Source organism: Acidaminococcus sp. HCP3S3_H5 (genome assembly GCF_052122235.1).
In the GTDB taxonomy this organism is placed as follows: domain Bacteria; phylum Bacillota; class Negativicutes; order Acidaminococcales; family Acidaminococcaceae; genus Acidaminococcus.
Window position 1 is genome coordinate 17,960 of record NZ_JBQKCS010000006.1, and the last position, 26,321, is coordinate 44,280.

The window sequence follows — 26,321 nt, forward strand, 5'->3', positions numbered from 1 at the left end:
AACAAATGGAAGTTACTGATTTTGACTATGATCTGCCACAGGAACTGATTGCCCAGACACCGGTGGAACCCCGGGATTCTTCCCGGCTGCTGGTGATGGACAAAAAGACCGGAGAACTGGAACACCGGCATTTCTTCAATCTGCCGGAATATCTGAAGCCCGGAGATGTGCTGGTGTTCAACGACACCCGGGTCATCCCGGCCCGGCTCCACGGGTTCAAGACCACCGGAGCCCATGTGGAAGTATTCCTGCTGACCCGGAAGAACGCCACGGACTGGGAAGTCCTGGTGAAGCCCGGGAAGAAGCTCCAGAAAGGAGCTCAGATCAAGTTCAGCGATGAACTGAGCTGTGAGATCCTGGAAACCACGGATTTCGGGGGCCGGATCGCCCGGTTCCACTATGACGGGATCTTTGAGGAAATCCTGGACCGGCTGGGAGAAACACCTCTGCCGCCTTATATCCACGAAAAGCTCCAGGACAAGGAACGGTATCAAACCGTGTACAACCGGGAACGGGGCAGCGCGGCGGCCCCTACCGCCGGGCTCCATTTCACCAAGGAACTGCTCCAGAAGATCCGGGACATGGGAGTGGAAGAAGTGTTCGTCACCCTCCATGTGGGGCTGGGCACCTTCCGTCCGGTGAATGAAAGCCGGATCGAGGACCACAAGATGCACCGGGAATTCTACACCGTGTCCCAGGAGGCGGCGGACGCCATTAACAAAGCCAAACGGGAAGGACGGCGGATCATCGCCGTGGGCACCACCTCCGTCCGGACCCTGGAAAGTGCCGGAGCCAGCGGAGAAATGAAAGCCGGGGGCAACTGGACCAGCATCTTCATCTATCCGGGCTATCAGTTCCGGTTCGTGGATGCCCTGGTGACCAATTTCCATCTGCCCCAGAGTACGCTGATCATGCTGGTGTCCGCCCTCAGCACCCGGGAAAACATCCTCCACGCCTATAAGGTGGCGGTTCAGGAGAAGTACCGGTTCTTCAGCTTCGGCGACGCCATGTTCATTCATTAAAGGAGAAAATATGCATTCCGTCTATTTCGAACTCATCAAGGAAGATTCCCGGAGCGGGGCCCGGCTGGGGAAACTCCACACCCCCCACGGGACCTTCGACACCCCCATGTTCATGCCGGTGGGGACCCAGGCCACAGTGAAGACCCTGACCCCGGAAGAGCTGTACGCCATGCACTCCCAGGTGATCCTGTCCAACACCTACCACCTGTTCCTCCGGCCGGGGACGGAGCTGGTCCGGAAAGCCGGCGGCCTCCACAAGTTCATGAACTACAAACGGGGGATGCTCACCGACAGCGGCGGCTTCCAGGTGTTCAGCCTGGGAGAGATGCGGAAGATCACCGAAGAAGGGGTCATGTTCCGGTCCCATCTGGACGGCTCCCGGCAGTTCCTGAACCCGGAAGTGGCCACCAAAGCCCAGGAGGACCTGGGGGCGGACATTATCATGGCTTTCGATGAATGCATCCCCTATCCGGCGGACCACGGCTATGCCAAACAGTCCACGGAACGGACCACCCGCTGGGCCCGGCGGTGCCTGGAAGCCAAGACCCGGGAAGACCAGGGTCTCTTCGGTATCATCCAGGGAGGCATGTACCCGGATCTGCGGGAATACAGCGCCAAGGCCATTACGGACATGGACTTCGCCGGGTTCGCCATCGGGGGCCTGTCCGTAGGGGAACCTCATCCCCTGATGTACGACATCCTGGACAAGACCACCCGGCACATGCCCAAGGACAAGGCCCGGTATCTTATGGGAGTGGGCACCCCGGACTGTTTGGTGGAAGGGGTGAACCTGGGGGTGGACATGTTCGACTGCGTGTATCCCACCCGGGTGGCCCGGAACGGCACCGCCATGCTCCCCACCGGCCGGCTGGTGGTGCGGAACGCCCAGTATGCGGAAGACTGGCGGCCCATTGACGAGCACTGTGACTGCTATACCTGCCGGAACTTCAGCCGGGCCTACATCCGCCATCTGTTCAAGGCGGAAGAAATCCTGGCCCTGCGGCTCTTGTCTATACATAATCTCCATTTTCTGCTAAAATTTGCAGAGGATATGAGAAAAGCCATCGCTAACGATACGTTCCCCGAATTCCGGGCAGCGTTCTTAGAGAACTATGAAACCACAAGGAGGTAATTTTCGATGGACAATCTGCTTCAAATGGCTTGGCCTTTCATTCTCATGGGTGTGATCTTCTATGTAATGATCTACCGTCCCCAGAAACGGGACCAGAAGAAACGCAGTGAGATGCTGGATTCTCTGAAGGTGGGCACCAACATTGTGACCATCGGCGGCATCCTGGGCACCATCACCAAGGTCCAGGAAGACAAGGTCCGGATCAAGGTGGCCGAAGGGGTGGAATTCCACATCAGGAAATCTGCCGTAGGCGGCGTAATCACTTCTGCCTTCACCAAGAAGGAAAGCAAGAAGGAAACGCCTGTCCAACCGGAAGCCAAACCGGCGGAAGCCCCTGCTGAAGGAGCCGCCCAGGCAGAAGGGAACGGAGAAGAAAAATAATGGATAAGAAAGCTGTCCGCCAGGAGATCCGGGAAAAAATCCAGCGGCTGAACCAGCGGGAAATCCACCGGTTCAACCGGGAAATCAACAGCCACATCGTAAACAGCCGGCTGTTCCTGGAAGGGAAAGTGATCATGGGGTATCTGGGGGAACCGGGAGAAGTGAACATCGATCAGGCTCTCCAGACCGCCCTCAATATGGGCAAGACCGTGTGCGTGCCCCAGATCCTGGAAGGACCTGGCCAAATGGCCGCCGCACGGCTGGTGACCCTGAAGAAGCTGGCCCGGGACCGGTACGGGATCCGTACTCCCCAGGAACCGGTGGAAACAGTGGCGCCGGAAGACATCGACCTGGTGCTGACTCCGGGACTGGGCTTCACCGCCCAGGGAGAACGGCTGGGCCGGGGAGCCGGGTATTATGACCGGTTCCTGCCACGGTGCACCAAAGGGGTTCCCATGGCAATCGGGTACGAAGTGCAGGTGCAAAAAGAGCTGCCCACCAGTGCCCATGACGCAAAGGTCCGTTATCTGTGTACGGAAAAAGGACTGCGGGTATGCAAGAATAACGGAAAATGAGGGGGAATCGTTTTGGAAAGTAAAAATCGGGTCAAGTTGCTGGTTTCAGTGCTGGCCATTGTGATTGCTTTTGCCGTATTCATCAAACCTCTGGCCAGTACGGTAAAGCAGGGGCTGGACCTGCAGGGCGGCACCCATGTAGTGCTCCAGGCCCAGGAAACCCCGGAGAGCAAGGTGGACGATGATGCCATCAACCGGTCCATCCAGATCATCGAACGCCGGGTCAACGAGCTGGGCCTGACGGAACCGGTGATCCAGCGCCAGGGCAAGGACAAAATCATTGTGGAACTGCCCGGGGTGAAGGATCCGGAACAGGCCATTGCCATGCTGGGCAAGACGGCCATGCTGGAATTCAAGGACATGGACGGGAACACCGTCCTTACCGGGAAGGACCTGAAGGATTCCAAGGCCAGCGCGGACCAGAGCGGCCAGCCGGTGGTCACCCTTCAGTTCAATGAAGAAGGGGCCAAGAAATTCGCCGACCTGACCGCCCGGAACGTGGGCCGGCAGATCGCCATCCTGCTGGACGGCAACGTGCTCACCGCTCCCCGGGTCAGCGAACCCATTACCGGGGGCAATGCCCAGATCACCGGGTCCAAGGACGCCAAGGAAGCGGAACATCTGGCCATCCTCCTGCGCAGCGGCTCTCTGCCGGTGAAACTGGAAGTGGTGGAAAACCGCACCGTAGGCCCCACCCTGGGCCAGGACGCCAAGGACGCCAGCATGAAGGCCTTTGCCATCGGTCTGGCCGGGGTGTTCCTGTTCATGCTGCTGTATTACCGGCTGTCCGGTCTGGTGGCGGATATTGTGCTGCTGCTGTATACCCTGCTTCTTTTGGCCGTGATGAAGGGGCTGAACGCTACCCTGACCCTGCCGGGGATCGCCGGGATCATCCTGTCCATCGGTATGGCCGTGGATGCCAACGTGCTGATCTTTGAACGGTTCAAGGAAGAGATCCTGGGGGGCAAGACCCTCCGGGCGGCGGTAAGCGCCGGGTTCTCCCGGGCCTTCACCACCATCCTGGACTCCAACGTGACCACCCTCATGGCGGCTGCAGTGCTGTTCTATCTGGGCACCGGCCCCATCAAGGGCTTTGCGGTGACCCTGGCTCTGGGGGTGCTGATCAGCATGTTCACGGCCGTGACGGTGACCAAGTTCATCCTCAGCGCTTTCATTGGCAGCAATTTCACCAAGAATCCGGCCTGGTTCGGGGCTAAGGCCCCTCAGCCGAAAACAAAAGACGGAAAAGGGGAGGCGGCACGATGAAAAAGTTTTCCATAGTCAAGCATGCCAGGATCTTCTTTTCCATTACGGCTGTGGTACTGATTGTAGGGATTGTTTCCATGTTCACCCGGGGCTTCAACCTGGGAATCGATTTCACCGGGGGCAGCATCCTGGATATCAAGTTCGAACAGCCGGTGACTGTGGCCCAGGTCCGGAGCGTACTCAGCGACCATCAGCTGGGCAGCAGTGTGATCCAGCTGGGCAGCAGTGACCAGCTGGTGGAAAGCAGCCAGTCGGTGCTGATCCGTACAGGCCTTGTGAGCGACAGCCAGCGGGTGGAAGTGATGAATGATCTTACCAGCCGCCTGGGGAAAAATGAAGTGCTCCGGGTGGAAAACGTGGGAGCCACCGTAGGCAGCGACCTGGTGAAAAGCGCCGTGGGGGCTGTAGTCCTCAGCTGGGTGCTGATGATCATCTACATCACCATCCGGTTTGAGCTCCGGTTCGCCCTGGCGGCCATTGTAGCCCTGATCATTGACGTGCTGGTGACCCTGACCTGGTTCTCGGTGCTCCACCTGGAAATCGACTCCTCCTTTGTGGCGGCTCTGCTGACCGTTGTAGGGTATTCCGTAAACGGAACCATTGTGGTGTTCGACCGGATCCGGGAAAATCTCCACACCCACCGGCGGAACGAAAGCATGGGGGATCTGGTGGATGCCAGCATCTGGCAGACCATGACCCGGAGTGTTTACACCACCCTGACCACCCTGTTTGCGGTGGTGGCCATTTTCCTGTTCGGGGGAGAAACCATCCATAACTTCTCCTTCGCCATGCTGGTGGGCTTTGGCAGCGGGTTCTACACTTCCACCTTCCTGGCCGGGAGCATGTGGCTGTTTTTCCGGAAGAAACTGGGGAGATAAGGCGCCTGCAGCGCCTTATTTCCGGCCAGCGGCCAAGGGTTAAAATTTGCTGGCAAATTTTTGCCAACAAAAACGCAGCCTCAGGGCTGCTAACCCACCACCAGCCTTGTGGCTGGTCCCCCGCCCTTGAAAAGGGACGGATATACGATTGAGCCTTCGGCCCTTGCTTATTGATACCAAGGCGTAAGCCCGACGTGCAATTTATCCGCCCTTTACAAGGGCGGGGGACCGTTGCGTCTCCGCAATGGTGGTGGGTTAGCAGCCGCAGGCTGCGTTTTTTTCAAGGAACCTGCTGGACGGGTTCCTTCCGACAGCCCACAAGGAAAGGACTGATACCATGAAAATCGCGGTACCCATGTTTATGCGGGAAAAGGACAGAAAAGTGCTGGAGGAGGCGGCTCCCGGAGCGGAATTCTGCTACGGAAAGGACCTGGACACCCTCCAGGGGGCGGAAGTGATCATCGGCAATGTGGCCCCTAAAAAGCTGGCAGGCCTTGCCGGTCTGAAATGGGTCCAGCTGAATTCCGCCGGGGCCGACGCCTACTGCAAACCAGGGATCCTGGATCCTTCCGTCCAGCTGACCAACTGCACCGGAGCCTATGGCCAGGCTCTTTCGGAACATATGCTGGCCCTGACTCTGTCCCTCCAGAAGAAGCTGTACCTGTACCACCGGAACCAGCTGCAGCATCAGTGGAAGGATGAAGGGGAAGTGACCAGCCTGGAAGGGGCCACCGTGGTGGTGGTGGGCTTTGGGGACATCGGCCGGTCTTACGGACGGCTGTGCCGGCTGCTGGGGGCCCACGTGATCGGCATCCGCCGGCACCGGGGGGAAATCCCGACCGAAGCGGACCAAATGGGGACCCTGGAAGATCTGCCAGGGTTCCTGGGACAGGCGGATGTAGTGGCCAGCGTGCTGCCGGGGACACCGGAAACCACCCATCTGTATGATGCCGGGATGTTCCAGGCCATGAAGCCCGGAGCCTTCTTTATCAACTGCGGCCGGGGAAATGCGGTGGTCCAGGAGGACCTGGCCCGGGCCCTTTCGGAAGGGCATCTGGCCGGGGCGGCTCTGGATGTGACGGATCCGGAACCTTTGCCGGCAGACAGTCCCCTGTGGGATGTGCCCAATCTCCTGATCACTCCCCACATCAGCGGGGACCATCACCTGCCCCAGACCTGGGACAAAGCCGTGGCCATTGCCGCCCGGAACCTGAAACACTATTTGGCCGGTGAGCCGCTGGAAAATGTGGTGGACCGGAAAACGGGATACAAGAAGAGCGTATAAAGAAGGGGCTGTTGCACAGGCAACAGCCCCTTCTTTTTCTCCCCAAAATACGGTATAATAGAACATCACGCAGGTGTATTATCCTCGGAATTTTCATGGAAAGGACGTGCGTCATGCTTTATGTGATCCTGATGGGCATCATTGCCCTGTTCATTGCCATTTTTGCACTCCAGAATGCGGCGGCTGTGGAAGTGAGCTTCCTCATCTGGCATTTTTCCCTGTCCCTGGCCCTGATTATCATGGGCTGCCTGCTGCTGGGATTCCTCCTGGCCAGTCTGTGGACCCTGAAGGTGAAAGCGGGACATTATATGAAAGACCGGAAGCTGAAGGAACAGCTCCGGCAGCTGGAAGAAAAGAAGGAAGCCTGGGAGGCCCAGCAGCGGGAACGGATGGACAGCTTCCGGATCCCCCGGATGGATCTGCCCCGGCGGGGAGAAGGGAAAAGCAGACCCTTTGATGTGAAAAAGGATAAAGACCCCATTATCAAACCCTTCCGGCCCAAGGAGTAAGAAGGAATATGATCTATACGAAAATCAGAAAGCATACGGAAGACCGGGAGCCCCAGGTCCAGGCCCTGTGCCGGGAACTGGGCCTTTCGCCCCTTCTGGCCGGGATCCTGGTCCGCCGGAACCTGACGGATCCGGCCCAGGTGAAGGAATTCCTGGAAGGGAAAGAACAGCCCTATTATGATCCCTTCCGGCTGAAGAATATGGACCGGGCTGTGGAACGGATCCTCAGAGCACTGCAGCAGGGCGAACCCATGACTATCTACGGGGATTACGACGTGGATGGTACATCGGCCAGTTCCCTGCTGTATTTGTTTCTCCGCCGCCACGGAGCCCAGGTGGATGTGTACGTGCCCCGGCGGGACCGGGAAGGATATGGCCTCAATGTTCCGGCCCTGGAAAAGATCGCCGGCCGGGGGACGAAACTGCTGATCACGGTAGATACGGGAATCAGCGGCGCCCAGGTGGTGGCCCAGGCTCCCAAAGACCTGGACATCATCATCACTGACCACCATCTGGCTCCCCGGGAACTGCCCCGGGCCCTGGCGGTGGTGAATCCCAACCAGCCCGGGGATGGGTATCCCTTCAAAGGCATTGCCGGGGTGGGGGTGGCCTTCAAACTGTGCCAGGCCCTGGAACAGAAGCTGACGGGAAATCCGGATCTGTTCTGGGATGATTTGATCGAACTGGTGGCCCTGGGCACTGTGGCGGACATGGTGCCCCTTCGGGATGAGAACCGGGAAATCGTCCGGAAAGGACTGGCCAAAATGCCCCACAGTCCGCTCCTGGGACTCCAGGCCCTGATCCATGTGACCGTGGCCCCCGGGGCTGCCATCAACAGCGGCACCATCGGTTTCGGCCTGGGGCCCCGGATCAACGCTGCCGGTCGGCTGGATGACGCCATGACCGCGGTGAAGCTGCTTACGGCCCAGGAACCGGAAACCGCCCGGGAGCTGGCGGAGGAACTGAATTCCGCCAACCAGGAACGCCAGGCTCTCAGCCAGAAGATCTTTGAGGAAGCGGAACACCAGCTGGCAGCCCAGGGCAGTCCGGAATGGAGCCTGGTGCTGGGAGAAGAAGGCTGGCATCCCGGGGTCATCGGCATTGTGGCCTCCCGGATGACGGAAAAATACCATCTGCCTTCGGTTCTCCTGTCCATTGACGGGGATACGGCCAAAGGATCCTGCCGGAGCATCCCGCCCCTGGACCTGTACCAGGCCCTGGACCGGTGCCGGGACCATCTGGTCCAGTTCGGAGGCCATGCCCAGGCGGCCGGGCTCACCATAAAGACGGCGGAGATCCCTGCCTTCCGGGACGCTTTTTCCCAGGTGGTGGCGGAGATGCTGGACCACAAACCCTATGAACCGGCAGCGGAACCGGACTGGTTCGTGCCGGAAGGCCGGGAAATCACCCCGGAAGCGGTGGAACAGCTGGGAAAACTGGAACCCTTCGGGGTGGGGAACCCGGCTCCTGTACTGGGTTTTGCCAAAGCGAAAATCGAAGAGGTCTCTCTCCTGGGCCGGGACCAGAACCATCTGAAGTTCCAGATCGCCCAGGGGGGATTCCGGTACAAGGGCCTCCTGTGGCAGGAAGGGCCCCGGTTCCATTCCTTCTATCCCGGAGAAACGGCGGCACTGGCCTTTTCTCCCCGGCTGAACACCTTCCGGGGGGTGACGGCGGTGGATCTGGAAGTGGCGGCGGTGGAAGCCCCCTATACCATCATCGACTGGCGCCATGAGAACCGGAACAAGGAGACAGAGGTAAATAGTATTTTACAAAAAGATAAAAAGACGGTAGTATATGTAGAGGATAGTGTAGCCCTGAAGGAAAAATATCCGGAAGCCTGTATCCTGTCCTACGGGGCACCATTGCCGGAGGGTACTGCCACGGTGGTGTTCTGGGACGGGGGCGCGGAAAAAGTCCTCCAGCCGGGAAAATTCCCTCTGAAAGGGGACCAGCCCGGGCGGCTCTATCTTCTGTACGGCCGGGAAGATCTCCTGGCCCGGCGGGACGCCCTGCGCCGGCAGTATCCTGATGTGGCCGGTCTGCGGGTGTGCTACGGAACCATCCGGAACCGGCTGCGGGAGCAGGGCGCCTGCCAGGAAGCCCAGCTGCTCCAATTGACGGCACCCAACGGCTGCCGGATCAGCCAGGCTGTACTGGACATTTTTTACGAATTGCACCTGTTCACCCGGGAAGCGGGACTGGTTTCCCTGGGAGATACGGGACACAAGAATATGCAGGAATCCAAAGGGTTCCAGGCCCTGCAGGCGGAATATGACGCCTGTTTCCAGGCCCTGAACCGCAGCTGGAGGCTGCAGCCGGCGGAAATCGCCGCTCTTTGGGCAGCAGGAAGGTGAAACCATGGAACAGCTCGATGACAAGCCGATCAGTGCGGAGGAGTTCTACGCCCGGATCAGCAAATATCTGACCCCCCGGCAGGTGGAATTTGTCCGGGAAGCCTACAATTTTGCGGCGGAAGCCCATGCCAAGCAGAAACGGGCTTCCGGGGAACCCTATATCATCCATCCTCTGGGAGTGGCCTCCATCCTGGCCCAGCTCCAGATGGACGATGTGACCCTGGCGGCGGCCTTCCTCCATGATGTGGTGGAAGATACGGAAGTGACCCTGGACCAGCTGGAAGACATTTTCGGCCGGGAAGTGGCCATGCTGGTGGACGGGGTCACCAAACTGGGGAAAATCGAATACATCTCCCGGGAAGAACAGCAGGTGGAGAACTACCGGAAAATGTTCCTGGCCATGGCCAAGGATATCCGGGTGGTGCTGATCAAGCTGGCGGACCGGCTGCACAACATGCGGACCATGAAATACATGCCCGTGAACAAGCAGAAACGGATCTCTTCGGAAACCCTGGAAATCTACGCCCCTCTGGCTCACCGGCTGGGGATCTACGCCATCAAATGGGAACTGGAGGATCTGGCCTTCCGGTACATGGAACCCCAGCATTACTATGAACTGGTGGAACAGGTGAAGGTGAAGCGCCACGAACGGGAAGCCATGGTCCAGGAGGCCATGGACGAACTCCGGAAGCTGTGCGAGGAATCCGGCATCAACTGTCAGATCCAGGGCCGGCCCAAAAGCTTCTACAGCATCTACAAAAAGATGCAGCGGGACCACAAGACCATTAATGAAATCTATGACCTGCTGGCAGTCCGGGTGCTGGTGGATACGGTGAAGGACTGCTACGGGGTGCTGGGGATCGTCCACGGGAAGTGGAAACCCATTCCCGGCCGGTTCAAGGACTACATCGCCGTACCCAAATCCAACGGGTACCAGTCCCTCCATACTACCGTGGTGGCTTCCAGCGGACAGCCTCTGGAAATCCAGATCCGGACCTTTGAAATGCACAAGGTATCCGAATACGGGGTGGCGGCTCACTGGCGGTACAAAGAAAGCGGGGGCTCCAAAATGCCCAGCGCTTCGGACAAAAGCGTGGATGCCAAGATGGCCTGGCTGCGCCAGCTGCTGGAATGGCACAAGGACATGCGGGATCCCCATGAATTCGTGAATACTGTGAAGATGGACGTGTTCTCCGACGAAGTGTTCGTGTTCACCCCCCAGGGGGATGTGCTGGACCTGCCGGAGGGCTCCGTGCCTATCGACTTCGCCTACCGGGTCCATACCGGGGTGGGCAACAGCTGTGTGGGAGCCAAGGTCAACGGGAAAATTGTGCCGTTGGACTACCACCTGAAGAACGGGGACATTGTGGAGATCATCACCTCCAAACAGTCTCCGGGACCCAGCCGGGACTGGATCAACATTGTGGGATCCAGCCAGACCAAGAACAAAATCAAACAGTTCTTCAAGAAGGAACGGCGGGAAGAAAACATCGTCAACGGCCGGGAAATGCTGGAACGGGAATGTCGGCGGCTGGGCTATGATGTGAATACCATGCTCACTTCCGACAACCTGAAGGAAGTGGCCTCCCGGTGCCATATGGACGGCAGCGTGGAGAACCTGCTGGCAGCCCTGGGCTATGGGGGCCTGATGGTCAACGGAGTCATGGTGAAGCTGGTGGATCTGTACAAGAAGACCCAGCGCCAGAACACCACCAAGAACCTGTCCCAGCTCCTCAGCGAGCTGAAACCCAAGACCGTAAAGACCCACAAGGGCAGCCACGGGATCCTGGTGAAAGGGGAAGACGACATTATGGTGAAGCTGGCCAAATGCTGCAACCCCATTCCCGGGGACCCGATCGTGGGATACATCACCCGGGGCCACGGGGTTTCCGTCCACCGGGCGGACTGCCCCAATGTGCTGGCCAATACGGAAGATCCCAACCGGATGATCGAAGTGTCCTGGAATGTGGATACGGACGTAGCCTACAAGGTGGTGCTCCGGCTTACGGCGGTGGATCAGCCCGGGGTCATGGCCAACATCATGACCGTGGCCAGCGAAACCAAAGTGAACATCAATTCCATCAATGCCCATACCAATCCCAACAAAACCGCCTACATCGACATGGGGCTGGACATCAGCAGCGTGGAACAGCTGAACTACATCATCGGACGGCTGCGGCGGATCAAGGGCGTATACAAAGTGGACCGGAAAGTGTCCGGAATGTGAGGGAACCATGCGGGCAGTGGTACAGCGGGTGACGGAAGCCTCCGTCACCGTGGAAGGAAAGACCGTAGGGGCCATCGGCCCTGGTCTCCTGGTGCTCCTGGGGGTGTCCCGGGAGGATACGGAAAAGGATGGAGCCTACCTGGCGGAAAAACTGGCCGGGCTCCGGATCTTCGAGGATGAAGAGGAAAAGATGAACCGGTCCGTGGCCCAGGTGGGCGGCAGCATCCTGCTGGTGTCCCAGTTCACCCTGTATGGGGATGTGCGCCACGGGAAGCGGCCGTCCTTTACCCAGGCGGCGGTCCCGGATGTGGCCAACCGGCTGTATGAGCAGCTGGCGGACAGCCTCCGGGCCAAAGGGATCCCGGTGGCCACCGGGCAGTTCCAGGCCCATATGGAAGTGGCCCTGGTAAACGACGGGCCGGTAACCATCCTTTTGGACAGCGGAAAGACTTTTTAGGAGGAAACAGAGCAACATGAAAATCTATCGGGTGGTCGTAGGGCCGATCCAGGAAAACTGTTACATCATCAAAAATGAGGAAAACAACCAGGGAATCATCGTGGATCCCGGGGACGAAGCCAACCGGATCATGGATGCGGTGCAGAAAGCCGGCATTGAAAAGGTACCGGCCATTTTCATCACCCACGGCCATGGGGACCATGTGTCCGCCCTGGACGAAGTGAAGGACGCCACCGGCGCCAAAGTATACATGAGCCGGGAAGACGCTCCCATGCTCCGGGTGTGGAACAGCAGCCTGTCCTATTCCACCAACCGGGACAAAAAATTCGATCCCCCCGATGAATTCTTCACCGACGGGGAAAAACTCACGGTAGCCGGCATGGACTTCACCATTGCCGCCACCCCGGGTCATACCGCCGGCGGGGTGTGCATCATCGGGGACGGGGTGGTATTCTGCGGGGACACGGTATTCCTGGAAAGCATCGGCCGGACGGATCTGCCCGGAGGCTCCTATGACGCCATCCTGGATTCCATCAAGACCAAGCTCCTGGTGCTGCCCGACGACTATAAACTGCTGCCGGGCCACGGCCCTGCCACCACAGTGGGCTGGGAAAAGCGCCGGAACCCGTTCCTCCAGTAAGGTCGTGAGCCTATGACGGAGTATCAGCAGCGGCCCCGGGGCCTGGTGGTGAAGCTGGTTTTCGGCCTTTTGGGCTTTGGGGCTTTCTATCTCCTGGGACACTGGTTCCTGCCGGTGTTCCTGGCCATCGGCATGAGCTTCCTGCTGTATCCCATTGTGGACCGGCTGGAAAGGATCCAGGTGAAGGGCCATCCTTTTCCCAATACCCTGGCAGTGCTCATTGCCTTTCTGCTGTTCGGGCTGTTCCTGTATGCAGCGGCCAATGTGCTGATCGTTCCCCTGGTGACCCAGGTGAACACCCTGCTGAAAGCCATGCCGGGACTGGCCGCCCGGGCCAACGAAAGCATCAGCCTGTTTCTGGGCAGTGAAGCCCAGAAGCTGCCCCCCAATACCCGGGACATGCTCCAGCAGGCGGCCAGCAGCCTGAGCAGCTACATTATGGGGCTTTTGAAGGACATGCTGGCCTCCACAGTCCAGGCGGCCAAAAGCCTGGTGAGCATGGCCCTGGTCCCCTTCCTCAGTTTCTATTTCCTGAAGGACTGGCGGACCCTGAAGAAGATGGTGGTGGGCCTGTTCGCTTACGAAAAGCAGGACCTGGCGGACCGGGTGCTGACGGACATGGGAAGGATGCTCTGTGCCTATGTGGACAACATGTTCAAGCTGTGCTTCATTGCCGCCGTCTGCCTGACAGCAGGGACTTCCCTCCTGGGCGTCCAGTACACCCTGGTGCTGGGGTTCCTGGCCATGATCAGCGAACTGATCCCCCTGGTGGGATCGGTGGTGGGGACCCTGTCAGCGGTGTTCATCGCCCTGCTCCAGAAGCCGTCCCTGGCCCTTAAGGTGCTGATCCTGTACCTGGTGTACTACCAGGTGGATGCCCAGGTGATCATGCCCAATCTTATGGGCCACAGCATCACCCTGCACCCGGTGCTGATCATCCTGGCGGTGATGGTGGGGGGCCAGATCGGCGGAGTGGCCGGTCTGATCTTTGCCGTGCCGGTGCTGGCCATCATCAAGGTGCTGTACGGGTATTTTTGGCATGCGGGAGAAAAAGGCCAGGTTGATAAAAACCAATAAACTGTGTTAAAATTAATAAGTTCAAACAAGTCGTGAGGACGGAGGGGATTTTTATGTTAACAGGGGCACCGCGTGGTACCAAAGACATTCTGCCGGGCACCATCAATGGCTGGCGCTATGCAGAACAAATCATTCGTGAAGTATGCCGGGAATTCAACTATCAGGAAATCAGAACCCCGATTTTTGAACACACCGAACTCTTCCAGAGAGGAATCGGGGACGGCACGGACGTAGTGGACAAGGAAATGTACACCTTTACGGACCGGAGCGGCCGCAGCCTGACCCTGCGCCCGGAAAACACCGCTTCCGTGGTTCGGTCCTTTGTGGAAAACAAACTGTATGCGGAACCCATGCCGCTGAAGGTGTTCTATATCGGACCCATGTTCCGGTATGACCGTCCTCAGGCCGGCCGTATGAGACAGTTCCACCAGTTCGGGGTGGAAGCCCTGGGGGCGGAATCTCCCGTGGTGGATGCAGAAGTGATCCTCCTGGCCCTGACGGTGCTGAAGCGTTTCGGCCTGAAGGACCTGAAACTGAAGATCAACTCCGTAGGCTGCCCCAACTGCCGTCCTCAGCACCGGAAGCTGCTCCAGGACTATTTCCGTCCTCATCTGGGTGAACTGTGCGAAGACTGCCAGAGCCGGTTCGACCGGAGCCCGCTGCGGATCCTGGACTGCAAGGTGGATGCGGACAAACCCTTCATGGCCGGTGCCCCCAAAATCACCGACCATCTGTGCGACGACTGCCGGGCTCACTTCGAAACCGTGAAGAAGCTGCTGGATGAAGCCGGCGTGGAATATGAAGTGGACAGCAACCTGGTACGGGGGCTGGACTACTATACCAAGACCGCTTTCGAAATCCAGTATTCCCCCCTGGGCGCCCAGAGCGCTGTGGGCGGCGGCGGACGGTATGACGGCCTGGTGGAAGAACTGGGCGGGCCCAGCACTCCCGGTGTGGGCTTTGCCATCGGCCTGGAACGGATCCTCCTGGCCATGGAAAAACAGAACCTGCTGCCCACCGGCAAGGAAGCCATCGACATCTTTGCCGTCATTCCTGACGAAGGGGGCGTGGCCGATGCCTTCCGGGTGGTCACCAATCTCCGGAACAAGGGACTTGTCTGCGACATGAACCTGGTGGAACGGAGCATGAAGGCCCAGATGAAACAGGCCAACCGGGAACAGGCCCGTTTCGCCCTGATCTTCGGGGAAGAAGAACGGTCCAGAGGGGCTGTCACCGTCCGGAACATGGCGGACAGCAGCCAGGAAGAAGTCTGCTTCGGGGCTTTGGAAGCCTATTTCAACAAATAAAAACCAGAGGTGTTAACAAGAATGAGTATGGAACGCAGTCATCATTGCGGTGACTTGAGAAAAGCAGATGCCGGCAAGACAGTTACCTTGTGCGGCTGGGTAAGCAAACGGCGTGACCACGGCGGCATCATCTTCATCGATCTCCGTGACCGTCACGGTCTGGTGCAGGTGGTCATCGACCCGGCCCATGACGAAAAGGATTTCCACAAGGCGGAAGGGGTCCGCAGCGAATATGTGCTGCAGGTCCGGGGCCTGGTGCGGGAACGGAGCGCTGAAACCGTGAACCCCCACCTGCCCACCGGGGATGTGGAAGTGGTGGTGAAGGATCTGAACGTGCTGAATCCTTCCAAGACTCCGCCCTTCTATATCCAGGATGGCATCGATGTGGATGAAAACGTCCGTCTCCGCTACCGGTATCTGGATCTGCGGCGTCCGGAAATGCAGCAGAACCTGATCCTCCGTCACCGGGTGACCAAGGCTGTCCGGGACTTCCTGGACAAGCAGGACTTCCTGGAAATCGAAACCCCGGATCTGATCCGGAGCACCCCGGAAGGGGCCCGGGACTACCTGGTGCCCAGCCGTGTGAACCCCGGCAAGTTCTATGCGCTGCCTCAGTCTCCCCAGCTGTTCAAACAGCTGCTGATGATTGCGGGGATGGAACGGTACTTCCAGATTGCCCGGTGCTTCCGGGATGAAGACCTGCGGGCCGACCGTCAGCCGGAATTCACCCAGCTGGATATGGAAATGTCCTTTGTGGACCAGGATGACATCATGGCCCTCACGGAAAAACTCATCGCCTATGTGTTCAAAGAAACCCTGGGCGTGGACGTTCCCGTGCCCATGGCCCGGATGACCTGGGACGAAGCCATGGACAAATACGGCAGCGACAAACCGGACCTGCGGTTCGGCATGGAGCTGGTGAACATGAATGAAGCCCTCCAGGGGACCCAGTTCAAGGTGTTCAAGGACATCATCGAAAAGGGCGGCCTGGTGAAAGCCATCAACGTAAAGGGCTACAACAAGATTCCCCGGAGAGAACTGGACGGGCTGGTGGAATTCGTAGGAATCTACGGGGCCAAAGGGCTGGCCTGGATCATCGTCAACGATGACGGTTCCATCAAATCTCCTATCGCCAAATTCTTCTCCGACGAAGAAATGCACCGGATCCTGGAAGCCGGCAAGGCGGAAAAAGGCGACGTGCTGCTGTTCGTGGCCGACCGGAAACCCCAGGTGGTGGCTGCCGCTCTGGGCGCCCTGCGTCTGGAAATGGGCAAGCGTCTGGGTCTCATCGACAAGGACAAACTGTGCTTCACCTGGGTGGTGAAGTTCCCCATGTTCGAATACAGCGAAGAAGAACACCGGTATGTGGCCATGCACCATCCTTTCACCGCTCCCTGCGATGAAGATGTGGATAAGCTGCTCACCGATCCCGGCCATGTATATGCCAAGGCCTATGACATGGTGCTGAACGGGGTGGAAATCGGCGGTGGTTCCGAACGTATCCATCGGGAAGACATCCAGAAGAAGGTCTTCGAAGCCATCGGCCTGACCGACGAACAGGCTCAGGAAAAATTCGGCTTCCTGCTGAAAGCCTTTGAATTCGGAGCACCTCCCCATGGGGGTCTGGCCTTCGGCCTGGACCGTCTGGTGATGCTCATGGCCAAACGGCCTTCCATCCGTGACGTAATTGCTTTCCCCAAATCCCAGAGTGCCATCGACCTGATGTGCCAGGCGCCCAACGTGGTGGACGAAAAGCAGCTGCGGGAACTCCATATCCGGAGCACGGTTGTGAAGAAGGAAAAAGAAGAAAAGAAATAAATCCGGTCTGCATGTGGGATGAGGGGGAGCGCCCTGATCCTGCCTTGCGGAAGGACGCAACAGGGACCGGGATGCGAGGGAGCCCGTGGACCGGGCTGAGAGGGTACCCAAGTACCGACCGCCGGAGGGAGGAGTCTCTCTGCCGCATCCTGGGAACCGTACAAAAAACCGGCTGTCGCCAAGAAAGCGGCAGCCGGTTTTTTTGTGTAGAAAAGGAGGAAGTACTGTGAAGAACTGGATGAAGATGCTGGGGGTGCTGCTGGCCGGGGCCATGGTCCTGGGCGGCTGCGGCAGCACGGAAAAGAAACAGGAGGTCGGTAGCAGGACCATTCCGGAACTGAAAATCGCCATTTCACCTTATCAGGATGCGGATACCCTGCGGACCAAAACCGAGCCTTTGGGGAAGATGCTCCAGGCCAAACTGAAGGAAAAGGGCTATGACGTGAAAAAAATCACCCTGAACGTGGGAACCTCCTACAATGCAGTGGGAGAAGCCCTTAGTGCCGGCAGCGCCGATGTGGGCTTCATTTCCGGGGCCACCTACGTACTCTGTGACCAGGATGTGGATGTGCTGCTGACAGCCCTCCGGGAAGGCATCGACAAGGATACCACGGATCTGTCCGTATGGAACAACGGCCAGCCGGACAAATTCACCAAAAATCTGGTGAAGTACTACCGGTCTGCTGTGGTGGTGGGCCCCAGCCCCAAGGGACAGGCCCTGCTGGCCAGGGTGAAGCAGGGAGAAAAGCCCACCTGGGAGGAACTGGACAGCCTGAACTGGGCGGTGATGAGTCCGGCATCTGCTTCCGGCTACCTGTATCCTTCCCTGTGGCTGAAGGAAAATTACGGGAAGACCCTGAAGGACCTGTCCCATGTGGTCCAGTCCGATTCCTACACTACTTCCACAGCCCGTCTGGCTTCCGGCCAGGTGGATGTAATGGTGGCTTATTCCCATATCCGGGCCAAGATGGAAAAAGACTGGCAGGCCAAACTGGGGGGCACCGGATCCATCTGGGACCAGACAGGGATCATCGGGGTCACCGGGAAGATTTTCAACGACACGGTGAGCGTAAGCAAAACCAGCAAGGTAATGCAGGACCCGGCTTTCCGGAAGGCTCTGGGAGAAGCCCTGATCGAAATCGGGAAAACGGAAGAAGGACTGAAGGTGCTGAAGACCATCGGCCACAAAGGGTATGACTGGGCCCAGGCTTCCGACTATGACGGGGAACGGAAAATCCGGAAGGAACTCCAATGAACCCGACCGCACTGGAACTGAAAAATATTATCCAGGCCTATGAAAAGGGGCATCCCATTCTTCAGGGGGTGTCCCTTTCCGTGCCCCGGGGTTCTTTTGTATCTCTGATCGGCCCCAGTGGCGCCGGGAAGACCACCCTGCTCCGACTGTTCAACGGCATGGTCCGGCTCCTGTCCGGAGAAGTGTGGGTAGAAGGCAGACGGTTCGATACGCTGAAAGGGAAGCACCGCCGGCAGGTCCAGCAGCAGGTGGGGATGATCTTCCAGGATTTCTGTCTGGTGGAAGAAAGCACCTGTCTGGAAAATGTGCTCTGCGGGGCTCTGGGACGGATCAGCCTGTGGCGTGCCCTGTGGGGGAAGTTCCCGGAAGAGGAAGTGTCCAAAGCCCGGCAAGCCTTGGAAATGGTGGGACTGGGAGACAGGGAGGATACCCTGGCCGGAAGTCTCAGCGGGGGTCAGAAACAGCGGGTGGCCATTGCCCGGACTCTGGTCCAGGAAGCCTCGGTGATCCTGGCGGATGAACCGGTGGCGTCCCTGGACCCGGGAACGGGCCAGGCCATTCTGGAACTTCTCCGGAAGCTCCAGGAGATCCGGGGGCTTACGGTGGTCATGAACAGCCACAATGTGAAACAGGCCATGGCTTTCTCCCAACAGGTGATGGGGCTCCGTCAGGGACGGATCTTGTTCCAGGGGCCGCCGGAGGCCTGGACGGAAGACAGACTCAGGCAGCTGTACAGGAGGGAGTCATGAAAAAAAGAACGGTCTGGATCCTGGTGCTGGGGATGACGGCCGTCTCCCTGGCCGAGACAGGTTTCGACCTGGAACTGCTGGAAGAGCGGGGCAGCCGGTTCTTTGACATCGCCCGGGCCATGGTGCCCCCGGATAGGGGATTTTTCCAGGAAGCGGCAGGCCCTCTTCTTGGCACCGTGCGCATGTCTCTGGCGGGCTCCTTCCTGGGCAGTCTGCTGGGCCTTCTGGGAGCCGTCCTGGGCAGCCGGCGGACCGATCCCCATCCCTGGATCCGGGTGTCCTTCCTTTGCTTTATCCAGCTGCTGCGGACGGTGCCGGCCCTGATCCTGGCTCTTCTGTGCACCTTCTTGGTGGGGCTGGGGACTCTGGCCGGTACCTTGGCTCTCACCTTCAGTACCTTCGGGGTAATGACCCGGCTGGGGTATGAAGATATGGAGAATCTGGACTGGAAAACCGCCCGGGCCCTGGAAGCATCCGGCTGCGGCCGGGGAAAGGCCTTCTGCCGGGCCATTCTGCCCCGGCTGCTCCCCGGGTATCTGAACAATGCCCTGTATCTGTGGGAAGCCAATGTGCGCCAGGCGGCCATCCTGGGATATGTGGGAGCCGGGGGCATCGGGCTGCTGATGAACCAGCAGCTGGCCTGGCGGGCCTACAGCCGGGTAGGGTCCATCCTGGTACTGCTTTACGGCGCTGTGCTGGCTTCAGAAAGTCTCAGCGAAGCCCTGGGGAAGGTGCTGAACGGCCAGTGGCGGCTCCAATCCTGGATGAAAAAGGGGATGGTGGTACTGGGAATAGTGCTTTTCCTGGGATCCCTGGGAACTCTGGAACCGGCAGGCAGGGGAGGCCTGGGAGCAGCCCGGGCCATGATCCGGGGACTTCTGACGCCAGATCTTTCCCTGCTGTTTTCCCTGGAAAAAGATGGAGTGCCTTGGCTGCTGGGCGAGACGTTTGCCATGGCCTTCCTGGGAACCCTGGGGGGAGGCATGGCCGCCGGTTTCCTGGCCTTTTTCTCCAGTTTCCGGTTCCTGCCGGTGCAAGGGGCTCTGTTGCCCCGATTGGTGCTCCTGGGCATCCGGACGGTACCGGTTTTCGTCTATGGGCTCATGTGGCTCCGGGTTACCGGGCCCGGCCCCTTTGCCGGTACCCTGACCCTGTGGGTGTGCAGCATCGGTCTCCTGGCCAAACGGTTCCAGATCGGGCTGGACAGCGGGGACAGACAGCCCTTTGACGCCTGCCGGGCCATGGGTACCGGGTGGGCCGCCGCCTTTCGGTGGACCATCCTGCCCCAGCTGAAAAAAAGTACAGCCACGGCTCTGCTCTACCGGCTGGATGTGAATCTCCGGGAAGCTTCCATCCTGGGCCTGGTAGGCGCCGGAGGCATCGGCACTCCTCTCATCCTGGCCCTCCAGCAGTACAAATGGCAGGAAGCCGGAGCCTTTTTATGGGGCCTGGCTGTCCTGGTGCTGGCGGTGGAATGGGGGAGCGAGAGGGGGAGGAGATGAAACGGGGCTGTTGCCTGCGCAACAGCCCTGTCAACGGTCAGCTGACAAAAGGGCCGCCGGAAAATCCGGCGGCCCTTTTCATTACAGTACCACAAACAAATTATACAGCTTCAACAATCGGATATCTTCCTTGGAGATGGTCAGTTTCTGGGCCAGCTCCTTAGTTTTTTCCAGCCTTTTTTTGCTCAGGAGCAGCTTGGCGGAGGTGGGCATCAGGGGATGGGAGGAGATGCCGAAGGCCAGGGCCTATTTCTGTTCCCCGTCGATGTAGGGGGAGGGGACGGAGATCATGTACTGCTCCAGCCGCACATTGTAGTTCTGGAACACCATATTGGTCAGGGCTCCGTAATGGGTGATCCGGCCAGTGTAGGTGTGCTGGCAGATCTGGATGTTCTCCTCGTCCAGGATGTCCATGTACATCCGGATGTCGAAATTGGCTTCCCCCGGGAAGCATTCCCCATCATCGTGACCATCGGTTATCTGGTTGACCCCATGGCCACCTGCCTGAACTCTTCCGGGGATACCGTGGCTTCCATGATGATCAGCCGGATGGTGGAAGGCAAGGGATGGATGGACAAAAAATCCGACCGGAAGACCGATCCGGAAAAAGCAGCCATTGTCGCCCAAATCGGTGGATGCGACTGCGTGAACAAATAAAATCTGGTATAATACCTGTGAAACAGTGTACAACATAAGGAGAGATGACTTATGCAGATCAAAGTAATCGGCAGCCACTGCTGCCCCGACACCCTCTATGCCCTGAACCAGCTGGCCGCTGCCGGCGCGGAAATCGACTTTGTGGATATCCTGGCCAGCCATGCTGACCTGAAACAGTACCTGGCCCTCCGGGACTGCGATCCGCTGTACGCTGAAATCCGGGGCACCGAACGTCTGGGGATCCCCTGCTTCGTAAAAGCAGACGGCAGCAAGACCCTGGATCTGAAGGAAGTACTGAAATAAAGACTGTCAACGGTCAGCTGCCAACTGTCAGCGGCCCAAGGAGAGGACCCGCCTTTTGGGCGGGTCCTTACCAATAAAACGAAGGAGATCACAACCATGCATGCTTTGACCCAACTGATCCGTGAGGATATGAAACCGGCCCTGGGGGTGACGGAACCTGGAGCCATTGCCCTGGCGGTTTCCACTGCCTGCCGCCATCTGCCGGAAAAACCGGAGAAGGTGGAGCTGTTCCTGAACAGCGGCATCTACAAAAACGCCTTTACCTGCGGCATCCCCGGCACCAGCCATGTGGGGAACGCCTATGCGGCGGCCCTGGGAGCCCTGGCGGCAGACCCGGACAAAGGGCTTTTGTGCCTGGACGGGATCACGGATGAAGATGTGAAGGCAGCGGAAGCCATGGTGAAGGCAGGGAAGATCGCCGTCCATATGAGCGAAATCACCAACCGGATCTCCATCGAAGCCCGGGTGGCTGCCGGGAGCCACAGTGCCTCCTGCCTGATCCGGGACGCCCACACCAACATAGTGAAGGTAACGGAAGACGGCCGGACGCTGCTGGATAAAACCGCCGGAATCACGGAAGCTGAAGGAGAAGAACAGGTGCCGGTAATCCACCGGTACACCCTGGCCCAGCTGGCGGACTACGCCCGGACCGTGCCTCTGGAAGAGATTGCCTTTATCCGGGAAGCCTTCACCATGAACATGGCTCTGTTCCAGGAAGGGCTGGACAGCCCCCGGACCACTTTTGCCCGGGTGCTCCTGGCCATGAACGGGGGGAAGGTGTTCTCTGAAGATGTGGTGAAGACCGCGGCCCTTATCTGCAACGGAGCCATCGAAGCCCGGGTCATCGGCCTGGACAAGCCTGCCATGAGCATCACCGGTTCCGGGGCCCACGGGATCATCGCCACCCTGCCTCTCTACGCTTTTTACAAAGTGAAAAAATGCAGTGAGGAACAGCTGCTCCGGGCCACGGCCTTGAGCTATCTGATCTGCATGTACATCAAGGAATACTCCGGCAAGCTGTCCGCCTTCTGCGGCTGCGCCATTGCCGCCGGGACCGGTGCCGCCTGCGCCCTGGTGTTCCTGAAGGGCGGGGATACAGAGGCCATGACAAGAGCCCTCAACAACATGGCCAGTTCCATTACCGGCATGATCTGCGACGGAGGCAACCAGGGCTGCGTCATGAAAGGCATGACGGCAGTGGAAATGGCCTTCGCTTCGGCAGCCCTGGCCATGGATGACGCCTATATCTTCGATGCTCACGGAATCAACGGAGCCACTCCGGAAGAAAACATGCAGAACATGGGACGGATCGCTTCCCCCGGCATGACGGGAACGGAAAAGACCATTGTGGATATTCTCCAGGACAAAAACAAAAGCGGGAAAAAGGAGGAAGACTGATATGGAAATTCGCTGTGCAAAACCCCAGGATGTGGACGCCATCGCCAGCCTGGAAGCTGCCTGCTTCCCTCAGGCAGAAGCGGCTACCCGGAAATCCATCGCGGACCGGGTGAAGGCCTATCCCAATCACTTTTTCCTTCTGTGGGACGGGGATCAGCTGGTTTCCTTTGTGAACGGACTGGTGACGGATCACCCGGATCTCACCGACGAAATGTATGAAAAAGCGGATATGCACCAGGAAGACGGGGCCTGGCAGATGATCTTCGGGGTGGACACGGATCCCCACCGCCGGAAACAGGGCCTGGCCGGAAAGGTGCTGGAAAAATTCATTGATGCGGCCCAGGCGGAGGGCCGGCAGGGAGTGGTACTCACCTGCAAGGACCGGTTGGTCCACTATTATGCCAAATTCGGTTTTGTGGATGAAGGAATTTCTGATTCCACCCACGGAGATGTGGTGTGGCACCAGATGCGGCTGACTTTCAATCGGAAGAAATAAGGGGAGACTAACATGGAAAAGACGGATAACAGATATCAGACCTATGTACAGATTTTGAAGGAAGAACTGGTGCCGGCCATGGGCTGTACCGAACCCATCGCCATCGCCTATGCGGCGGCCAAAGCCCGGGAAATCCTGGGTGAAATGCCGGACAAGGTGGAAATCGGCGTCAGCGGCAACATCATCAAGAACGTAAAGAGCGTGGTGGTGCCCAACACTGACGGACTGAAAGGCATCCAGGCAGCAGCCGCTGCCGGGATCGTGGGCGGCAAATCTGAAAAGCAGCTGGAAGTCATTGCGGAAGTGACTCCGGAACAGAAGAAAGCAATGAAGGACTTCCTGAAGAACGTGCCCATCCAGGTGGATGCGGTGGACAATGGCCTGATCTTCGACATCATTGTCAAACTCCATAAGGGAGACCATTCTTCCCTGGTGCGGATCGCCCAGTACCACACCAACATCGTCCTGATCCAGAAGGATGAAAAGAACCTGTACGAAGCCAAAAAGGACGGAGGCGCCGGCTGCCAGGACGAAACCAGGGAAGTGGGCCTGGCGGACAAGAACCTGCTGAACATCAAAGACATCCTGGATTTCGCCAATACCTGTGACATCGAAGACGTGAAGCCCATGCTGGATCCCCAGATCCAGTGCAACACCGCCATTTCTGAAGAAGGGCTGCTGGGGAACTACGGGGCCAACATCGGTTCCGTGCTGCTGAAGACCTACGGCAGCGACATCAAGAACCGGGCAGTGGCCAAGGCGGCTGCCGGGTCCGATGCCCGGATGAACGGCTGTGAACTGCCGGTTGTAATCAATTCCGGCAGCGGCAACCAGGGGATCACCGTATCCGTGCCCGTAATCGAATATGCCAAGGAACTGAATGTTTCCAAGGAAAAACTGTACCGGGCCCTGGTACTGTCCAACCTGATTGCCATCCATGAAAAGACCGGCATCGGCCGGCTGTCCGCTTACTGCGGGGCCGTCAGCGCCGGGTGCGCCGCCGGCTGCGGCATCGCCTATCTCCACGGAGAAGGGTACGAAGCCATTTCCCACACCCTGGTGAACTCCCTGGCTATCGTGTCCGGGATCATCTGCGACGGGGCCAAGGCTTCCTGCGCCGCCAAGATCGCGTCCAGCGTGGAAGCCGGGCTCCTGGGCTATTCCATGTACAAGAGCGGCAACGAGTTCAAGAGCGGGGACGGCATCGTGAACAACGGCGTGGAAGCCACCATCCGCAACGTAAGCCAGCTGGGCCGGGAAGGCATGCGGGAAACCGATAAGGAGATCATCAAGATCATGCTGGCTCCCCAGCCGGAGGAGAAAGAGTAAAAGTTGCATCACAGGGTGTAAGGGGGCGGGGGTGAAAAGGGGCAGGGCCGCTTTTCTGTCTCACGCAAAAGGAGACCATCTGCCGGGGGCAGATGGTCATGAGCTGACAGTCACTGGTCACTAGTCTCTAGCGGCAGGAGGGAACCCGCCGGGTTTCACGTTCAAAGGCAGATGCGTGGGCATCTGGCATCCTTCGGCCGTTGACCGCTGACAAAAAAAGACCGCCGGAGCGGTCTTTTTTTAATCCTTACAACAACACATACTTCAAGACAAACAGCACTGCCAGCACGTACATCAGGCCGCTGATCTTGTCCTTGTGTCCTGCGAACAGGTTCAGGATCACGTAGGTGATGACCCCGAAGGAGATCCCTTCGGAAATGCTGTAGGCGAAGGGCATGGCGATGATGGCAATGTAGGCGGGGATGGCTTCCGTCAGATCGGTCATGTTGATCTTGGTCACGGAAGAGAACATCAGGAACCCCACAATCACCAGAGCCGGAGCGGTGGCGAAGGAGGGGATGGCCATGAAGAAGGGGCTGAAGAACAGGGACAACAGGAACAGGATGGCTACAGTAATGGACGTGAGTCCGGTGCGGCCTCCTTCAGAAACCCCGGCGGCACTTTCCACGAAGGTGGTTACAGTGCTGGTGCCCAGGAGCGCCCCGGTGCAGGTGGCGCAGGCGTCAGCCATAAGGGCTCCTTTGATGTGGGGCAGCTGACCCTTTTCGTCCAGCATGTCGCTTTTGGCAGCCACCCCGATCAGGGTCCCCAGGGTGTCAAAAGTATCCACGAACAGGAAGGCGAAGATGACGGCGAAGAAGTTCAGGCTCAGCACATGGGAGAAGTCCAGCTGCAGGAACAGGGGCGTGGGGCTGATGGGGGCAAAGGACGCCAGGCCCCGGGACAGATCAGGGAATACGCTGAAGGTCCCCAGTTCCGGATTGGGCACGTAGAGCCCGGTGGCTTCGCAGATCATCCCCAAAATCCAGGTGCCCAGGATGCCGAACAGGATGTTCCCCCGGACGTTCTTGATGATCAGGAAAGAAGTGAGCAGGATCCCCACCATGGCGATCAGCACGGTGATCCCCACACTGTGGAAGGTGCCGTCGGCCATGGCCTTGGTAAAGGAATACAGGGACACCTTGGTGGCCGGGTTGGCTACGATGATCCGGGAATTCAGCAGACCGATGAAGGCGATGAACAGGCCAATCCCCACGGAAATGGCCTGCTTCAGGGTCATGGGGATGGCGTTGAAGATGGCTTCCCGGATGGAGGTGAGGGACAGGATTACAAAGATGATCCCTTCCACCAGTACGGCGGACAGGGCCATTTCCCAAGTGTTCCCCATCTGGAGGCAGACGGTGTAGGCAAAGTAGGCGTTAAGCCCCATGCCGGGTCCCAAGGCGAAGGGATAGTTGGCGAAGGCCGCCATAAAGAAGGTGCCCAGGGCGGAGGCAATGGCGGTGACCGTCAGCAGGGCCCCTTTGTCCATGCCGGTGGCGCTCAGGATGGAGGGATTCACGATCAGGATGTAGGCCATGGTCATGAAGGTGGTGATCCCGGCAATGATCTCCGTCCGCATGGTGGTGTGGTTTTCCTTCAGGTGGAAAACCTTTTCGCAGAATTGTTCCATAGTAGACTTCCTTTCTAAAACAGGTTCATTTGAAGGATTCTTCTATTATAGCAAAAAAAGACCGAATC

24 protein-coding genes and 1 pseudogene are annotated in these 26,321 nt (G+C 58.6%); 23 read left to right on the forward strand and 2 right to left on the reverse strand.

Features of this window, described 5'->3' with window-relative positions; all coding sequences use genetic code 11:
- Positions 1 to 5: 5 nt before the first annotated feature.
- The 18 genes from queA (at position 6) to ACTQY5_RS08175 (ending at position 20,437) form a co-directional block, all read left to right on the forward strand.
- A complete protein-coding gene (gene queA, locus ACTQY5_RS08090) occupies positions 6 to 1,022 on the forward strand; it encodes a tRNA preQ1(34) S-adenosylmethionine ribosyltransferase-isomerase QueA (RefSeq protein WP_279127345.1) in 1,017 nt (338 codons plus the stop codon).
- A gap of 10 nt (positions 1,023 to 1,032) precedes the next feature.
- Positions 1,033 to 2,154: a tRNA guanosine(34) transglycosylase Tgt gene (gene tgt, locus ACTQY5_RS08095; protein ID WP_302156966.1), complete on the forward strand. Its 1,122-nt coding sequence runs from the start codon at positions 1,033 to 1,035 to the stop codon at positions 2,152 to 2,154.
- 6 nt (positions 2,155 to 2,160) lie between these two features.
- Positions 2,161 to 2,535: a preprotein translocase subunit YajC gene (gene yajC, locus ACTQY5_RS08100; protein ID WP_154488416.1), complete on the forward strand. Its 375-nt coding sequence runs from the start codon at positions 2,161 to 2,163 to the stop codon at positions 2,533 to 2,535.
- Complete coding sequence (locus ACTQY5_RS08105) at positions 2,535 to 3,110, forward strand: 5-formyltetrahydrofolate cyclo-ligase (protein WP_302156963.1); 576 nt, start codon at positions 2,535 to 2,537, stop codon at positions 3,108 to 3,110. The genes yajC and ACTQY5_RS08105 overlap by 1 nt, the downstream gene beginning before the upstream one ends.
- 12 nt (positions 3,111 to 3,122) lie before the next feature.
- Positions 3,123 to 4,376, forward strand: coding sequence for a protein translocase subunit SecD (gene secD, locus ACTQY5_RS08110; RefSeq protein WP_022487412.1), 1,254 nt, complete (start codon positions 3,123 to 3,125; stop codon positions 4,374 to 4,376).
- Positions 4,373 to 5,254, forward strand: a complete 882-nt coding sequence (gene secF, locus ACTQY5_RS08115; protein ID WP_441369056.1) for a protein translocase subunit SecF — start codon at positions 4,373 to 4,375, stop codon at positions 5,252 to 5,254. Before secD ends, secF begins: the two co-directional genes overlap by 4 nt.
- Positions 5,255 to 5,591: 337 nt before the next feature.
- Complete coding sequence (locus ACTQY5_RS08120; RefSeq protein ID WP_441369057.1) at positions 5,592 to 6,539, forward strand: D-2-hydroxyacid dehydrogenase; 948 nt, start codon at positions 5,592 to 5,594, stop codon at positions 6,537 to 6,539.
- Positions 6,540 to 6,652: 113 nt separating this feature from the next.
- On the forward strand, positions 6,653 to 7,048 hold the full coding sequence (locus ACTQY5_RS08125) for a LapA family protein (protein WP_279127341.1): 396 nt from the start codon (positions 6,653 to 6,655) through the stop codon (positions 7,046 to 7,048).
- Between the two features lie 8 nt (positions 7,049 to 7,056).
- Positions 7,057 to 9,405, forward strand: coding sequence for a single-stranded-DNA-specific exonuclease RecJ (gene recJ, locus ACTQY5_RS08130; protein WP_441369058.1), 2,349 nt, complete (start codon positions 7,057 to 7,059; stop codon positions 9,403 to 9,405).
- Between the two features lie 4 nt (positions 9,406 to 9,409).
- Positions 9,410 to 11,632, forward strand: coding sequence for a RelA/SpoT family protein (locus tag ACTQY5_RS08135; RefSeq protein ID WP_022486657.1), 2,223 nt, complete (start codon positions 9,410 to 9,412; stop codon positions 11,630 to 11,632).
- Positions 11,633 to 11,639: 7 nt separating this feature from the next.
- A complete protein-coding gene (gene dtd / locus ACTQY5_RS08140) occupies positions 11,640 to 12,089 on the forward strand; it encodes a D-aminoacyl-tRNA deacylase (RefSeq protein WP_022486658.1) in 450 nt (149 codons plus the stop codon).
- Positions 12,090 to 12,105: 16 nt separating this feature from the next.
- On the forward strand, positions 12,106 to 12,729 hold the full coding sequence (locus tag ACTQY5_RS08145) for an MBL fold metallo-hydrolase (protein WP_022486659.1): 624 nt from the start codon (positions 12,106 to 12,108) through the stop codon (positions 12,727 to 12,729).
- A gap of 12 nt (positions 12,730 to 12,741) precedes the next feature.
- On the forward strand, positions 12,742 to 13,806 hold the full coding sequence (locus tag ACTQY5_RS08150) for an AI-2E family transporter (protein ID WP_022486660.1): 1,065 nt from the start codon (positions 12,742 to 12,744) through the stop codon (positions 13,804 to 13,806).
- 53 nt (positions 13,807 to 13,859) lie between these two features.
- Entirely contained in the window at positions 13,860 to 15,113 is a 1,254-nt protein-coding gene (gene hisS, locus ACTQY5_RS08155; RefSeq protein WP_022486661.1) for a histidine--tRNA ligase, read from the forward strand.
- A 21-nt stretch (positions 15,114 to 15,134) separates the two neighbouring features.
- Positions 15,135 to 16,931, forward strand: a complete 1,797-nt coding sequence (aspS, locus tag ACTQY5_RS08160; protein WP_022486662.1) for an aspartate--tRNA ligase — start codon at positions 15,135 to 15,137, stop codon at positions 16,929 to 16,931.
- Between the two features lie 226 nt (positions 16,932 to 17,157).
- Positions 17,158 to 18,186 carry a phosphate/phosphite/phosphonate ABC transporter substrate-binding protein gene (locus ACTQY5_RS08165; RefSeq protein ID WP_441369059.1) on the forward strand — a complete coding sequence of 343 codons (1,029 nt, stop codon included), beginning with the start codon at positions 17,158 to 17,160 and terminating at the stop codon, positions 18,184 to 18,186.
- Positions 18,183 to 18,935: a phosphonate ABC transporter ATP-binding protein gene (phnC, locus tag ACTQY5_RS08170; protein WP_441369060.1), complete on the forward strand. Its 753-nt coding sequence runs from the start codon at positions 18,183 to 18,185 to the stop codon at positions 18,933 to 18,935. Before ACTQY5_RS08165 ends, phnC begins: the two co-directional genes overlap by 4 nt.
- Positions 18,932 to 20,437 (forward strand): PhnE/PtxC family ABC transporter permease, encoded by a 1,506-nt coding sequence (locus ACTQY5_RS08175; protein ID WP_022486665.1) that lies wholly within the window; start codon positions 18,932 to 18,934, stop codon positions 20,435 to 20,437. The genes phnC and ACTQY5_RS08175 overlap by 4 nt, the downstream gene beginning before the upstream one ends.
- Before the next feature lie 246 nt (positions 20,438 to 20,683).
- On the opposite strand, the gene ACTQY5_RS08180 is transcribed toward ACTQY5_RS08175, so the two are convergent.
- On the reverse strand, positions 20,684 to 20,857 hold the full coding sequence (locus ACTQY5_RS08180; protein ID WP_441369100.1) for a hypothetical protein: 174 nt from the start codon (positions 20,855 to 20,857) through the stop codon (positions 20,684 to 20,686).
- Between the two features lie 15 nt (positions 20,858 to 20,872).
- Between ACTQY5_RS08180 and ACTQY5_RS08185 the strand changes: the two are divergent.
- The 5 genes and pseudogenes from ACTQY5_RS08185 to ACTQY5_RS08205 form a co-directional block, all read left to right on the forward strand.
- Positions 20,873 to 21,094, forward strand: a pseudogene (locus ACTQY5_RS08185) (hypothetical protein); the annotation flags it as partial.
- 51 nt (positions 21,095 to 21,145) lie between these two features.
- Positions 21,146 to 21,397, forward strand: coding sequence for a GCN5-related N-acetyltransferase (locus tag ACTQY5_RS08190; protein ID WP_022486667.1), 252 nt, complete (start codon positions 21,146 to 21,148; stop codon positions 21,395 to 21,397).
- A gap of 96 nt (positions 21,398 to 21,493) precedes the next feature.
- Positions 21,494 to 22,795, forward strand: a complete 1,302-nt coding sequence (locus tag ACTQY5_RS08195) for an L-cysteine desulfidase family protein (RefSeq protein WP_441369061.1) — start codon at positions 21,494 to 21,496, stop codon at positions 22,793 to 22,795.
- Between the two features lies 1 nt (position 22,796).
- Positions 22,797 to 23,291 (forward strand): GNAT family N-acetyltransferase, encoded by a 495-nt coding sequence (locus ACTQY5_RS08200; protein WP_022486669.1) that lies wholly within the window; start codon positions 22,797 to 22,799, stop codon positions 23,289 to 23,291.
- A 12-nt stretch (positions 23,292 to 23,303) separates the two neighbouring features.
- Complete coding sequence (locus tag ACTQY5_RS08205) at positions 23,304 to 24,620, forward strand: L-cysteine desulfidase family protein (protein ID WP_022486670.1); 1,317 nt, start codon at positions 23,304 to 23,306, stop codon at positions 24,618 to 24,620.
- Between the two features lie 247 nt (positions 24,621 to 24,867).
- Here the strand turns inward: ACTQY5_RS08205 and ACTQY5_RS08210 are convergent, their stop codons facing one another.
- Positions 24,868 to 26,253, reverse strand: a complete 1,386-nt coding sequence (locus ACTQY5_RS08210; protein WP_022486671.1) for an NCS2 family permease — start codon at positions 26,251 to 26,253, stop codon at positions 24,868 to 24,870.
- Positions 26,254 to 26,321 lie beyond the last annotated feature (68 nt).